9 protein-coding genes are annotated in these 16,060 nt (G+C 40.7%); 8 read left to right on the top strand and 1 reads right to left on the bottom strand.

Translation table 11 applies throughout. The features are described from left to right. Positions 1-66: 66 nt before the first annotated feature. Positions 67-645, bottom strand: a complete 579-nt coding sequence (rbr, locus tag I2F54_RS00410) for a rubrerythrin (protein ID WP_009121994.1) — start codon at positions 643-645, stop codon at positions 67-69. A 403-nt stretch (positions 646-1,048) separates the two neighbouring features. On the opposite strand from rbr, the gene I2F54_RS00405 reads away from it, so the two are divergent. The 8 genes from I2F54_RS00405 (at position 1,049) to I2F54_RS00370 (ending at position 16,053) form a co-directional block, all read left to right on the top strand. Further along, a complete protein-coding gene (locus tag I2F54_RS00405) occupies positions 1,049-2,725 on the top strand; it encodes a SulP family inorganic anion transporter (protein ID WP_129618546.1) in 1,677 nt (558 codons plus the stop codon). Positions 2,726-2,748: 23 nt separating this feature from the next. Further along, a complete protein-coding gene (locus I2F54_RS00400) occupies positions 2,749-3,630 on the top strand; it encodes a DNA/RNA non-specific endonuclease (protein ID WP_195500285.1) in 882 nt (293 codons plus the stop codon). Between the two features lie 417 nt (positions 3,631-4,047). Next, entirely contained in the window at positions 4,048-6,984 is a 2,937-nt protein-coding gene (locus tag I2F54_RS00395; RefSeq protein ID WP_195500284.1) for a SusC/RagA family TonB-linked outer membrane protein, read from the top strand. A 20-nt stretch (positions 6,985-7,004) separates the two neighbouring features. Continuing rightward, positions 7,005-8,522 carry a RagB/SusD family nutrient uptake outer membrane protein gene (locus I2F54_RS00390; RefSeq protein WP_022218616.1) on the top strand — a complete coding sequence of 506 codons (1,518 nt, stop codon included), beginning with the start codon at positions 7,005-7,007 and terminating at the stop codon, positions 8,520-8,522. A gap of 18 nt (positions 8,523-8,540) precedes the next feature. Next, positions 8,541-9,446 (top strand): DUF4984 domain-containing protein, encoded by a 906-nt coding sequence (locus I2F54_RS00385; RefSeq protein WP_009121989.1) that lies wholly within the window; start codon positions 8,541-8,543, stop codon positions 9,444-9,446. Positions 9,447-9,465: 19 nt separating this feature from the next. Next, positions 9,466-11,202, top strand: coding sequence for a hypothetical protein (locus tag I2F54_RS00380; protein ID WP_195500283.1), 1,737 nt, complete (start codon positions 9,466-9,468; stop codon positions 11,200-11,202). A gap of 99 nt (positions 11,203-11,301) precedes the next feature. Next, positions 11,302-14,052, top strand: coding sequence for a DUF4458 domain-containing protein (locus I2F54_RS00375; RefSeq protein WP_195500282.1), 2,751 nt, complete (start codon positions 11,302-11,304; stop codon positions 14,050-14,052). 21 nt (positions 14,053-14,073) lie between these two features. Further along, positions 14,074-16,053 carry a BACON domain-containing protein gene (locus tag I2F54_RS00370; RefSeq protein ID WP_195500281.1) on the top strand — a complete coding sequence of 660 codons (1,980 nt, stop codon included), beginning with the start codon at positions 14,074-14,076 and terminating at the stop codon, positions 16,051-16,053. Positions 16,054-16,060: the final 7 nt, after the last annotated feature.

The following is a 16,060-nucleotide window of genomic DNA, read 5'->3' as shown; positions in this document are numbered from 1 at the left end:
AAAGCATTCCGTGAGCTTTCGTGTAATCCGTGCCTGAATTTAATATTCAGACAAGTATGCCGAATATTAATAATTTTCTTTCTTTACCTCGAAGTAAGCCTGCGGGTGCAAACAAGCAGGACACAATTCAGGAGCTTCCTTACCTGTGTAGATGAAACCGCAGTTACGGCATTGCCATACTACTTCACCTTCTTTAGCGAAAACAGTAGCATTCTCAATGTTCTGTACGAAAGCGCGGTAACGTTCTTCGTGTCCTTTTTCAGCAATGGCAATGTTACGGTACATAGCAGCGATTGCGGGGAAACCTTCTTGCTCGGCAACATCGGCAAAGTGAGGATAGTCCAAAGACCACTCTTCGTGCTCGCCTGCAGCGGCAGCCTGCAAATTCTCCAATGTAGTACCGATAACGCCTGCAGGATAAGAAGCGGTAATTTCTACCATTCCGCCTTCCAGAAACTTAAACATACGTTTTGCATGCTCTTTCTCCTGATCGGCTGTTTCAGTAAAGATGGCTGAGATTTGTTCGTAACCTTCCTTTTTTGCCACGCTTGCAAAATAAGTGTAACGCATTCTTGCTTGTGATTCACCGGCGAATGAAGTCAACAGATTCTTTTCTGTCTGAGTTCCTTTGATACTCTTGCTCATAAATTCTTTTTTTATTAGTTAATGTAATTACGTATAGATTATTCGTATTTCCTTATGTCAACCGGACAAAAATACGAATTTAGTTTAATAAAACCACACTTTGCCTCATTGGATTTGTCTATCACTTCATAGGTAAAATCTATTTCGTTCCATAAATCCAATGAGGCTATTTTTTAATCTCTAATTAATAACAAGCAGTCTGATGTTAATAACAAGAAACAACCTGTTTATGTTCAAATATCCACAAAAAACAATCGGCTGTCTCCCCCAAAGGATACATAAAAACAAAAAGAATGGAATAGTTATAGCTATTTGCATTATTTTACCTAATTTTGCACTCTCTTTTTAATAACTGAAATTCATTTTGACACAACTTCAGGTAAAATAAAGTTTCTAAAATAAAATGAAAGCGTTCGAATTCAAGCCAAAACTGTACACGGCTTTAAAAAATTACTCAAAAGAACTTTTCATGGCAGACCTGATGGCCGGTATCATTGTGGGTATCGTTGCCTTACCGCTTGCCATTGCGTTCGGTATTGCATCAGGCGTATCGCCCGAAAAAGGTATTATTACGGCCATCATTGCCGGTTTTATCATCTCACTGTTAGGAGGAAGTAAGGTTCAGATTGGCGGCCCTACCGGTGCGTTCATCGTTATTATTTACGGCATTATCCAGCAATATGGAGAAGCGGGGCTGATTGTCGCCACGTTAATGGCGGGCGTCATCCTTATTCTTCTGGGAATATTCAAGCTGGGGGCAGTCATTAAATTTATCCCCTATCCCATTATCGTAGGTTTTACAAGCGGTATCGCCGTTACTATCTTTACCACTCAGATTGCGGATATATTCGGATTGAGCTTCGGCGGGGAAAAAGTCCCGGGAGACTTCGTGGGAAAATGGATAATCTACTTCCGTCATTTCGACACTGTCAACTGGTGGAATACGGTTGTCAGCATTGCCAGTATTTTTATCATTGCCATTACTCCGAAATTCTCGAAGAAGATTCCCGGCTCGCTCATTGCCATTATCGTAGTGACCATAGCCGTTTATCTGATGAAGATGTACGGCGGTATCGACTGCATCGACACCATTGGCGACCGTTTCAGCATTAAAGCCGAACTTCCCGACGCTGTGATGCCCGCACTGAACTGGGAAGCGATTAAGAATCTATTCCCCGTTGCCATTACGATTGCTGTATTGGGAGCCATAGAATCCTTACTTTCGGCTACCGTAGCCGACGGTGTTATCGGTGACAAACACGACTCCAATACCGAATTGATAGCTCAGGGTGTTGCCAACATGGCTACTCCGCTTTTCGGAGGTATTCCCGCCACAGGCGCTATTGCCCGTACAATGGCTAATATCAATAATGGCGGTAAGTCGCCCGTAGCCGGCATAGTGCATGCGGTAGTGCTGCTTTTGATTCTGTTGCTGCTTATGCCGCTGGCTCAATACATTCCGATGGGATGTCTGGCAGGCGTACTGGTAGTCGTATCTTATAATATGAGTGGTTGGCGCGTATTCAGGGCATTGATGAAGAACCCCAAATCGGATGTCACCGTATTATTGATAACTTTCTTCCTGACGGTTATCTTCGATTTGACAATCGCTATTGAAGTAGGTTTGGTTATTGCCTGTGTACTCTTCATGCGCCGTGTCATGGAGACAACCGAAATATCGGTTATCAAAGACGAGATAGATCCGAACGCCGAATCGGATATTACCACAAGCGAAGAGCATCTGATTATACCGAAAGGCGTGGAGGTATACGAAATCAACGGTCCCTACTTTTTCGGTATCGCCACAAAATTCGAGGAGGTGATGGCGCAACTCGGTGACCGTCCCAAGGTACGTATTATACGTATGCGTAAAGTTCCTTTCATAGACTCTACGGGTATCCATAATCTGGAAAGCCTTTGTAAGATGTCTCAAAAAGAGAAAATTACGATTGTATTGTCCGGCGTTAACGAAAAAGTACATAATGTCCTGGAGAAATCCGGTTTTTATGAATTGCTTGGAAAAGATAATATTTGTCCCAACATCAATGTAGCGCTGGAAAAAGCAAAACAATTGCTATAAAAGTCTGTTCACCACTATCCATTATGGCAAGAAAAGGAAGAAAACAAAAGCAATCCAAAGGATTACTCTATTTGATTATATTAATATGCATCGTTTGCATCTGCTATGAGCCCATAGCGGGAGCCTTGCATATTAATCTTCCTGCTGCCGTAACGGAACTCAGTGAAAAAACACCGGTAAAAGCAACCTCCACCGAAGCAATATCCGTAAAGAACGTACTCTACCCCGCTCCCCTAAAAAACACACCGGAGCAGATATTGTACCGTAAAGGCTATACAGTGTCTTATAACAAAGAAACAAAAATACCGAACTGGGTAGCCTGGGAACTTACTCCCGAAAAACTGATAGAACGTGAAAGCCGTACCGACAAATTCCTGCCTGATCCCGACCTGCCCGAAAGCCAGGCTGTAACCACCGATGACTATAAACGCAGCGGCATGGACAGAGGACATATGTGTCCTGCAGGCGATAATCGCTGGCATTGGAAAGCCATGCAGGAAAGTTTCTACATGACCAATATCTGTCCTCAAAATCACAATCTGAACCGAGGCGACTGGAAAGAGTTGGAAGAAGCCTGTCGCTTATGGGCGAAGAAAGAAGGAAAAATCTATATTGTTTGCGGACCTGTCCTTTATCGGCAAAAGCATCGTACTATCGGTAAGAAGCATAAAATCACCGTACCTGAAGCCTTTTTCAAAGTAATACTCTGCACAAACAGCAATCCGCCTAAAGCTATCGGGTTTATTTATAAAAATACATCAGGAAATCATCCCTTAGATGCTTATGTTAATAGTGTGGATGAAGTAGAGCGTATTACCGGCATGGATTTCTTCCCTGCCCTACCCGATAATATTGAAAAACGGGTAGAAGCAACCTATAATTTGAATTTATGGGGAAAGCGATAAAAACGAAACACTTTTTAACCTTACATATTTATACAAACATATTGTCACACATCCACTTGCTTTTCACACTTTATATCACTTATTTTTTTATTTTTTCGATATACATTCTATAATCATCTGTCCTTTTTCTATTTTTTAATAACATAAGCCCTTTATAAACTTACAATTCGATACATAATTATTTGCTATTTTATTAATGATGCTGTTACTTTATTTAATACCTTTGCAACAGTTTATATAATAGATTTTATTTTCAGCTAAAAAATGAAATACAATACTGTACACAGTCTATCTTTTGTTTGGAGAAACGTAAAAAAGCGTGATGAGATTTCACGTTAAGAAGAAGACTATTCCAAAAATTCTACAACAGCATATTTATCAATTTTAATTTTAATCAATAATAATTTAAAGACAAGGATGAGAAAATCAATTCTTTGGTTTGTCTTTCTTACATTATTGACTATTCAATCTGCTTTTGCACAAGGATTCTTTGTAAAAGGTAAGGTCATTTCCCAAGAGGACAATGAACCGTTGATTGGTGTGTCGATTTTGCAAGAGGGAAGCACAAATGGTGTAGTAACCGACGTTGACGGTAACTACAGTCTTGAGATTAAAGGTACGGCAAGAGCCACTTTACTGTTCTCGTACATCGGTATGCAATCGCAAAAACATGAAGTCAGTGCCAAGACCGGTACGCTGAATGTTCGTCTTGCTCCGGATGCCGCGTTAATAGACGAGGTAGTGGTAGTAGCGTATGGAGTCCGCAAAAAGGGGACGATTGCCGGCTCTGTATCAACCGTAAAATCGGAAAAAATGGAAAATGTACCGGCAGCCGGGTTCGACCAGGCATTGCAGGGACAGACGCCGGGTTTGTCAGTTATCTCCAATTCCGGAGAGCCCAGCAAAGCGGCGGTATTCCAGATTCGCGGTACCAACTCTATCAATTCGGGTACATCCCCGTTGTTTATTCTGGACGGTGTGCCTATTTCCAGTTCGGATTTTAACACGATCAGCCCGGGAGATATCGAATCTATCTCCGTGTTGAAGGATGCTTCTTCAACATCTATCTACGGTGCGCGTGCCGCAAACGGTGTGGTTGTAATCACTACCAAACGCGGTCTGGCAATGGATAAGGCTAAAGTAACGCTGCGTGCTCAGTACGGTTTCTCACAGTTGGCGTCTAACGACAACTGGACAATGATGAACACTCCCGAACGTATTCAGTTTGAGAAAGAAATCGGTCTGGATACCGGACAGGATTATGAAATCCTTTCACGTACCAATGTAAACTGGCTGAACGAAGTATTTAACGACCGCGCTCCGCTGCAGAACTACGAACTCTCCGTAAACCGCGCTACCGAACGCTTGAACTATTACGTTTCCGGAGGTTTCTACGACCAGGACGGTATTGCCCAAAGCTCTTCCTTCCGTCGTTACAATATGCGCGCCAACGCAGAAGTAAAAGCCAGCAACTGGTTGAAAATCGGAACCAACACCATGGCCGCTTACGAAGAAGTTCAGCAGGCGGAAGAGGGAGAAATGGCGCTCTATACTCCTATTTCCGGTTCCCGTTTTATGTTGCCTTATTGGAGCCCGTACAATGCAGACGGTTCTTTAGCTTCCGAAAACAACGGAACTTGGGCGGGAACAGGTCAGAACCCTATTGAGTGGATGAACAACAATCCGGTTAATTATAAGAAGTATAAAGTACTGTCTACCGTATTTGCAGACATTACTCCGATTAAGAACCTGACCATTCATACGCAATTCGGTGCAGACTACTCTCACTCTACGGCTTTCATGCGGTCATATCCCAGCTATATTATTAATGACGGAAACGGTTCTGCCGGACGTAACTCCTCAGACGCTCTTACATTGAGTGAAACTACTACCGTCAATTACCGTTGGGCATTGAACGATGACCACTCGCTCAACTTCCTGTTGGGACAAGAAGCGGTGGACTATCAGTCAACAGGCTTCCAGGTAATTACCCGCGGGCAAGCCAATGACAAATTAACGAATGTAACTTCCGGTACACGCGCTTCTTCATGGGCGGATTCCAATGACTCTTATTCATACCTGTCATTCTTCTTCCGTGGTGAATACAATTATAAAGATTTGTATTACGCAGAAGTTGCCACCCGTACCGATGCTTCCTCACGTTTCGGTAAAGACCACCGTTGGGGTGTGTTCTGGTCGTTGGGTTTCATGTGGAATGTTAAGCACGAGGCTTTCCTGAAAGACATCGAATGGCTTACCAGCGCACAAGTCGCATTGAGTACCGGTACTTCCGGTAACTCGGAAATACCCAATTACGACCACTTGGCATTGGTTGCCGGCGGTCCTAACTACAATGACGAAGCCGGAATCTATCCGAAACAGAGCGGAAATGAAGATTTAGGCTGGGAACAGACCTGGGCAAACAATGTCGGTCTGCGTCTGGGCTTCTTCAACCGTGCCAACCTGAACATCGACTTCTACCATAAGAAGACAAGCAATATGTTGATGTACGTTCCAGAATCATACGCCGTAACCGGCGAAGGTTCCCGTTGGGAAAACATCGGCGCAATGATAAACCGTGGTGTCGAAATCTCAATAGACGGTGATGTAATCCGTACCAAAGACTTTGCCTGGAATTTGAATGTCAATGTATCTTATAATAAGAACAAGCTCGTAGAACTCTATAACGGTGTACAGGAATATGTGAACTCTACTACCGGATTGAAATACGTAGTAGGCCACCCGGTACACGAATTCTTCCTGAACCGCTATGCCGGAGTAAATCCTGCCAACGGTGATGCCTTGTGGTACACTAAAGACGGTGAAATAACCACCGAGTTCCGCGAAGAAGACAAAGTAATGACCGGAAAAACTTTCGACTCTCCTTGGGCCGGCGGCTTCGGAACAACTTTCAGTTGGAAAGGCTTGTCATTATCTGCCCAATTCAGCTGGATGGCCGACCGTTGGGTAATGAACAACGACCGTTTCTTCGAAGAAAGCAACGGATTGTACAGCGCATACAACCAGTCAAGACGCCTGTTGTACGACCGCTGGAAAAAGCCGGGTGACATTACAGACATTCCCCGTTACGGAGTGGTTGCCCAACTCGATGACCGTTTCCTCGAAAACGCTTCATTCCTTCGCTTGAAGAACCTGACGCTGGCTTACGCACTTCCTCAGCCGTTGCTGAAGAAAACCAACTTCTTCACATCCGCACGTGTCTACCTGCAAGGTCAGAATCTGTTGACCTTTACCGGTTTCAAAGGACTCGACCCGGAAGTTGCAAGCAATATTTACAGAGCACAATATCCGGCATCACGCCAGTTCACATTGGGTATTGAAGTTTCATTCTAATATTATAAGCAGAAAGAAAGATGATTAAAAAATTCAGATTATATATAATGTTGGCTGCCGTGATGTTGTCCGCTACTTCCTGTTTGGACAAACTGCCTGAAGACGAAGTGCCTTTCGACCAGGCCATTCAGACGGTAGACGATGTAAACCTGGCTGTTATCGGTATTTACGACGCTTACAAAAGCAAATACCTGTACTCCGGTAACCTTACATTGTTGCCCGATTTGCAGACCGACCTCGTTTATGGAATAAACGGCAATACGAATATCTACGGCGATATCTGGCGTTGGAAAGACATCCTGGCTACCAATACCGATATTGAAGCCGTATACGGTTCATTGTACGAAGTTATCAACCGTTGTAACTTCCTGCTCGACAGAGTAGACAATGTAAGAAAGAACACAACGGACGATACAGCCCTCGACAAATTGGATCAGTGTTGCGGTGAAGCCTATTTCGCTCGTGCACTGGCCTACTCGGAACTGATTAAACTGTTCTGCAAGGCATACGAAAGCGACGAAGATGCCGCCAATCAACTGGGTGTTATCCTTAGTCAACACTATCGCGGTGATGAGGAAATGAAACGCTCTTCATTAAAAGACTCTTATCAGTTTGTATTGGACGACCTCGACCGTGCAGCCGATTTGCTGGAACTTGAAGAAGATTTCAGCGGTGCATTATACGATACTCCGTACTTCAACGAATACACCGTCTACGCATTGCGTGCCCGTGTAGCCCTTTACATGAAAAAGTGGGACGAAGCTATCAAATACTCTACCAAGGTTATTGAAAGCGGCTATTACACATTGTCAAGCTGTACACAGCAGATTTCTTCCGGCATCAGCTATTATAAATATATGTGGACAAACGACCACTCCACCGAGGCTATCTGGAAAGTTGGTTTCACTATCAACTCCTATGGCGGCCGTTTAGGAACTATTTTTGCGAACTACGATTACACCACTCTGCGTCCGGATTATGTTCCTGCAAAGTGGGCTATCAATCTATACGATGCAAATGACTTGCGTGCTTCCACTTTCTTCCAGTCTTTCACTACCGGATACAGCCACGGACTTACCTGGCCGTTGTTGATTAAGTATTTCGGTAACGAAGAGTTCACCAACTACAAGATTCTTCACGTTACCATGCCGAAAGTACTCCGTTTGTCGGAACAATATCTGATACGTGCCGAGGCATACGTACAATCAGGAAAGACCGCTGAAGCAGGAAAAGACATTACCGCTATCCGTGCGGCACGTTATGCTACGTATGGTGGTTCTACCCCTATGGGTGACAAAGAAAACGCAATGAAAGTCATTGAGGAAGAACGCGTAAAAGAGCTCTATATGGAAGGTTTCCGCCTGCAAGACCTGAAGCGCTGGCACAAAGGTTTCAAACGTGAACCGCAAGACCAGTCACTTTCCAATGGCAGCAGTCTGAAAGTGGAAGCGGACGATCCTATGTTCGTATGGCCGATACCTCAGCACGAACTGGATGCTCCGGGCTCGGAAGTGGAACCTAATGAAAGTAACAAATAAGACTAAAAACATACGATAATGAAAAAATTATTATTTGGATGTATTACAGCCGTTGCTGCACTGATAGCCCTTGTCGGATGCGAACAGGACAAGGTGGTATACAGCGGACCTAATTATCTTATGTTTTCCGACACGCTCTACCAGTATGGTGTGCAAGAAAGCAATGAGATATTCAATGTCCCCGTTTCAGCCACTGTACCTGCCGATTACGATCGTACTTTCGCTGTCGAGATATTAGACAAGAAGAGCAACGCTGTCGAAGGAAAGCACTATAAACTCCTTTCAAATACAGTGACTATCAAAGCCGGTGAAATGGCAGCCAATGTGGAAGTACAAGGTAACTATGAGAGTATCGAGCCTACCGATTCATTAGGATTTGCCCTGCACCTCATCATTCCCGAATCTAACGAGTGGGAAATGTACGGCACCGAAACTAAAGTTGTACTGCAGAAAGTTTGTCCGTTCGACATCAACAACTTTACAGGATACTGTACAGTTACTTCTACTTTCTTTGGCGGTAACGACATACCCAATCAAAATGTGGATATGCGTCTGATTACTTCCGACGTTGCGGAAGAAGAAAATACAATTATCCTACACGGCATCTACTACGATGGATATGATACAAAGATAAAGTTCAATACCAAAGACCCGCTTAAACCACTGATTGAAATGAAAGAGCAAGTGTGCGGTAGTACAGGAGAAGCTTTCGGAACTATCTACGGTAATGGCAATTTATTATTGAATCAGCCTACAAGCTATACTTCTTATTATAGAACTTGCGAGAATTACCTTTTACAGTTCGTTACAGTAAGTGTCGATAATAAAGATGGTTCGGAATATGGTACAGTAGGTACTTTCATTAATGTAATCGAATGGATTAGTGAAGCAGAGGCCGAAAAATTAAAAGAACAAGGATATTAACATTTAAAATCATACAATTATGAAAGCATTAAATTTAAAAAGTATGAGTTGGATCATGGCATTAGCTATGATGTTTATTGTGTCATTCACAGGTTGTTCAGACGATGATGGAGAAAATACTCCAGGTGAAAAAATTGAATTTCCTACATTACAGGAAGCCACTTGTAATGCAGATGGAACTATAACTATTTCTTTCAAAGCAACTGTAGACTGGAAACTCACAAGTAATGCCGGATGGTGTAAATTTGTTGATGGTGAGTTTACGCAAAGCAGTATAACAGGTAAAGCCGGTGAGCAAACTATCACCGCTAAAATTTCCGGTGACGGACAAAATTATTCGGATGATAATGTGGCAGAAATCACATTAACACTGGGTGAAAAAGAGCAGGTAATTTACAAAATTACTCGCCCTAAAAAAGTATTCAATGGCTTAACCATCAAAGATGAGAATGGTAATGTTTATAATACAGAAAACCCAATCATCATTAAAGGTAGCGGCTATGAAAAAATAGATGTTGTCTATACTACAATCCTTACCGAATCTGAATTCGAAGTAGGTATTTCTACCTCTGAAAATCCGGATTGGATAAAAGTTGAAAATAAAGGAGAAGGTAAATTCAATTTGACTTTCAACAACGATAACACAGAAGGTATTGATCCTAAATATTCAATCTCTACCGAAAAAGGTCACAAGTTAGTATTTGGTGTACAAACTACCAATGAAGGACTTATTAATGTTTCAGTTCCTGTTGCTTATGAAGGATTAAAAGAAAACGTTCTTTTGTTTAAACCTGAATATATCAATGCGCTTACTGTAAATCCCGAGGGAACAGTATTCACAGAAACAAGTAGTGGAAGTATGGAGGGTACTGAAGGAGTTAAGTATGAAAATCAATTGAGTTCAACTATAACTGTTCGTGATGATAAGTTCCATGTATTAAAAATCACAGAAATAAAAACTCCTGCAATGGGTACTTATTTCTATACTTATGATGTAACTCAAGAACCTGATTGGGTAACAGTAGTAGAAGAAGGTACTAAGTTGACTTTAACAGTTGCTACCCTTCCGGAAGGAGCTGAATTAAGAGGAGCGGCAATATTAGTAATTCCTGAAGTAATCTGGAACAAAATAAAAGATACTGATCTCCAAGCAACCTTATTCACTAGAGATAATGATAATGGCGCACCGATGGATTATCTGAATGACGAGTATCTCGATTATATGTGGACTCATTTTACTCAAGAACCCAAAGAAGAAGAAATAACATCAAATATTACATTCAAAGCTTTCTATATAGAAAATCCTGTTAGTAATTGGAATAGTATAACAGAGAACGATTTAAAGGAATTTGATGGTGATGAGAATATGCTCGTAAATTATAATATGTATACGGAAAATGGTAGCCTTGAACCAGCAAACAATCCTAGTAACAATATTTGGAGTGCCAGTATCACCAAATCATTATTAACAAATAAAAAATCTATCCTTTTTTTAGCCGTTGGAACCATTCCTGACAATTATACTTTTGATCAAATATCTAGTTATAATTGGATTGGTCATTGGGCAGATGGCGCATCTCATACTTATGTAACTATTGAAAAGAAAATTATCAATAAGAAAGAATATGTTGTCATTACAGGTACTGATGAAATAAATACTACATCTCCTTACAGTCAAATGAGCGTTGGGGTAAGTATATCAGATGATTATGGTTATACAGCAGCAGCCGAATGTATTATTGGTTGTTATGACTAATTATTTCCTTCTTTTTAATTAATTGAAAAGAAAAGACTTCTTTTTAAAAAAGTATCTAAATTAAAAACGTATTTTAATAGAAAAATACAAAGAATATACATGAATTCAAAAAGAACTATAAATTGGAAACTATTTCTTGTACCGCTCTTCACCATGCTATTTGGCATGGTGATGAGTGGATGTTCTGATGATAAAGACGAATTGCAAGGCAGTCAGTATGGCTACGTACAATTCAAGATTTACAAGTCAGCATCCTATGTACAAGAGGAGGAAAACCAATCGAGTACGACAACCCGTGCAACAACTCTGAGTAAGTTGGGTGATGTACAAAAAGTTGAAATAGAGATGCAATACAACGGTAAGAGTATTACTCAAACTTTAGTATTGAATGCCTATAATGAAAGCAATGCTGAATATGGCATGCGAAGTGACAAATTACAGTTATTAGTAGGTGACTATAAAATCATTGGCTACAAACTACTGGATAAACTGGATAAAGTTGTTATAAGTATATCTGCCAGTGATAACGAAACATTCTCTGTTATCTCACAAGGACTTACCATAAAAGATTTGACAGCAGATGTACAAGCTCGTGGAAGCGTTACTTTTAAACTTATTAAAGACGGGCTTACCACACGTGCCAGCTTAGATGACGAAAAAGAATATCTATTTAGCAACATTGCTATCATAGATGTAACCGTAACCAATACTTTTACACGTGTCCCTACTACCATCAAAGGATTAAAAGTAAAGTATAAAGAAGAATCCATAGAACACCAAAATCCCGACAATGCCGATGATAAGTATATGGACATCGGTACGGCAAAATGTGACTCTGCGGTATGGTTACCGGTAGGTACTTACCAAGTTACCGAATACATTACTTATTCCAAAAAAGGTGCTATAGTTTCCACTCTTGGAGCAGCTACTAATATTAAAGGTGATGAGTTTACTATTATAGATAATGAATTCACTGAGGGAGCTATTGTTCCTATTAAACTTTCTGAAACAGCTGAATATATTAAAGACTATTTAGCTCTGAAAGAAATTTGGGAAAATTTGGATGGTAAGAACTGGGGATATCATGGTATCGGCAGTCCTGAAGGTACTAATTGGAACTTCAACAAAGAACTGGATATGTGGGGTGACCAACCGGGCGTATCACTGGATGACGAAGGCCGTGTAACAGGACTTAGTATTGAAGGTTTTGGTGCAAAAGGTAAAGTACCTGATGCTATCGGACAATTAACCGAGTTGAGAGTTCTTGCCCTTGGTTCGCATAGCGAAACTGCAGGTGGCAGACTGTTTACCAACGAAAATATGCAAGAGTCACAGAAGCAGAAAGTACGTATGAACTACAAAGAGATGTTTCTGGATTATGACCCGCGTATCGAAATGTCCGAACTGTTACAAAGTTCAGTCAACCGTAATCCGAAAATGAAAGCTGTCAAAAAAGACAACCGCATCCATTTGAAAGATACGCAGATAGGGAACTATACCAATCAGATTACACATATATCAAAAGCTGTAATGCGCCTTACCAAATTGCAGCAATTCTATATGGGTAACTCTCCGTTCCTTGCTGAAAACATCTGTACAGACTGGGCAGATGAAAATTCGGAATACGCCAAACTGTATAAAGACGAAGCTGCAAATTGGAGTTGGAAGAACATGACAGAGTTGACAGATATCGAATTGTATAACTGTTCTAAACTAACTACATTACCGGAATTCTTGTATAAGATTCCAGAAATGCAAGTACTTAATATTGCTTGTTCCAAAGGTATTGAGGGGACACAATTAACTGAGGATTGGGAAAGATTAGCCGATCCCACCCAAAGTGAATCTGCAAAGAAAATCCAGATTCTTTATATGAGTTATAATAATCTGGAAGTATTTCCGGAAAATGAATATTTAAAGAATATGGAAAAGTTAGGATTGTTGGATTGTATGTCTAATAAGATTACAACACTACATCCTTTCGGATCGGATATTAAATTGACGCAGTTGAATCTGAACTACAATAAAATCAAAGAAATTCCGGAAAAATTCTGCGGATTCACCGACCAAGTAGAAACTTTGAGTTTTGCGCATAATGAATTGGAATATATTCCCAACATCTTTAATGCCAATTCAGTATATGTAATGGGATCAGTTGATTTCTCTTACAATAACATTGGTATTAACGATGGAAAGAACATTAAAGACCCCGATTCTTATACAGGAATCAACGCCTCTACTGTAACATTGTCGTTCAATAAAATAAGCAAGTTCCCTACAGAGTTGTTCAAAGCAAACTCACCAATCACTACGATTACGCTGAACAATAATCTGATGGAGAAAATTCCCCAATATTCATTGACAAGCAAAGAAGGGAATGGCAAAGAGTTTAAGAACACGTATCTGTTAGGCACTATCGACCTGCGCTTCAATAAGTTGACAGAATTGTCCGATGACTTCCGCGCTACAACACTGCCCTACTTAACCAATATGGACGTAAGTTTCAACCGTTTCTCAGAGTTTCCGACCCAACCATTGAACAGCAGTGTATTACAAGCTTTCGGTATTCGCCATCAGCGTAATGCCGCCGGCGAACGCTGCTTGCGTGACTGGCCGACCGGAATCACAAAATGTCCGAGCCTTCTTCAATTACAAATCGGTTCAAACGATATCCGTAAAGTAAATGAGGAAATGACACCTAAACTTTGGATTTTGGATATCAAAGACAATCCGAATATCTCTATCGACCTCACCAGTATATGTCCTTACATTGAAGCAGGCATGTATATGCTGATTTATGACAAAACACAGGACATTCGCGGTTGTGACGCTTTGGATATTAAACGATAAACAATAAGAAAGATTCGATTAATGAAATATTTAAGTAAAATAACATTAGGACTGATTCTTTGCACGGGGTTTATGACTTCGTGTAAAGATGATGATGAAACAGGAATTTCCGGTGGCATTGCGGTAGACAGAGAGGAAATTACAATCGCTGCCGAAGGAGGAACAGAAAAGATTGCTGTTTCGTCTAATAACAGCTGGGTAGCAAGCTCATCCCAGCCCTGGATATCTATATCTCCTGCTAATGGTTTGGGTTCGGCAGACTGTAGCCTGGCTATTGACTCTACCTTATTGGAAGTATCCCGCGAAGCACAGATACGTTTCTCTGTAGAGGGGCAAGAGCCTAAATTGATTAAAGTAACTCAATTTGGTTATGGCAAACAAATCTTGTTGAAAGAACCTACAATAGAAATAGAAAACTCCGCCAGATATGACGACCGTTATTTTGATGTAACGATTTCTGCCAACGTCGCTTTCAAAATAGAAAGTGACATAGAGTATTCTTTTGCCGAATCAATGACAGATGAAGAGAAAGAGGAAATGGAATCCGATAGAAAAGATTGGATTACCCTACCTAAAGAATCTGATTTAAAGATTGATTTAGACAGAGGATATCGTCCACGTACCGTTAAAGTACGCTTCAAATGGAAAACGAATATTGCTCCTTACACACGCGTTGCAAAAATCCGTTTAGTTCCTCAAGATGCTGATGAACAGTTGGTAGACAACGAAGGTAATCCTACCGGTGAAGTTATCTTAACCGTAAATCAGAAACCTGCTTTGAGAATTACAGATGACCGCGCAGGTGACTCAATCGCTATCCTTGCCATCAATGAAAAAGTTCAGAGTATGGTAGGATTCGATACCAGTGAAAGCATGCTGAACTGGAGCTACGTAAAACTTTGGGAGGCTACCGATGAACTTCCTAACGGAGATAAGAACGCCATCGGCCGTGTACGTTCTGTACAGTTCATGTTAATCGACCTAAAGGACGGTGAAACATTACCTAAAGAAGTTCGTTATCTGAAGTATCTGGAATCATTCTCTATTCAAAGTAATGCAAACTGGCAAATCCGTAACATTTCTTTAGGTGAAGAAATCTGTGGATTAAAACATCTGAAAGAACTATCTGTATATGCTTTAGGTCTGAATGGATTACCTGAAGACTTCATCAAATTAGGTGGTAAAGTTGACGAAAGTTATGCAGGTTTAGAGGCGTTGAATTTGGCAAGTAATGGTTTCAATAAATTATCGGATGTTACCGATATAGTAAATCAAGAAAACTTCCCTAAATTAACTGCATTAAGCTTAACCGGATGTCGCCGTGTAGATATAATAAAAGAATTGAGCCAAATCAGCGGAACTAATGAATACAATGGTAAGAAAGTCGGTTTACATATTAACCTCAATAATATAGCAGACAAGAATGCATTTATGAAGTTATTGACTTGGGATAGCCTGAGAGAACTGTCACTTTCTTATAATTATATTGAGGGAGAGTTACCTGATGATGATGAAGTGAGCAATGCTTTAACCATTCAACATTACCAAGATGAAGATTTCTTCACAGAAGATCAACTTAAAGCTGAGCCTTCAATCTACCTTACTAAAATATCTGCAGATACCTGTGGTTGGTTAAAACCAAGTACAGAAATTAAGGAAGTAACTTATAGTAATGGTGAAACAGTGGTCTTTGAAAATGTAACAGGACAAGATGTTCCACGTGTACTTCCAAACGCTCGTGCATTCTCTTTCAATTTAAATTATCTGACAGGAGCATTACCAAAATGGATATTATTCCATCCTTACTTTGTAGAATGGAGTCCGGAAACTTTCATTTTCGCTCAAGAAGATGAAGCAAAAGACTCAAAATCTCAACCTGTAGGATTCAATAATATAGATAACGTAAAATTTAATTATAAATATTATTACGGTACTACAGGTGAAAAGGACGAAGAAGGTGTAGCATATCCATTATACTATAAGAGATATGTAGCCAACTAAAAGCTCC

The organism is Bacteroides clarus (assembly GCF_015555825.1).
GTDB lineage: Bacteria > Bacteroidota > Bacteroidia > Bacteroidales > Bacteroidaceae > Bacteroides > Bacteroides clarus.
This window is presented reverse-complemented; position numbering and strand designations above follow the sequence as displayed.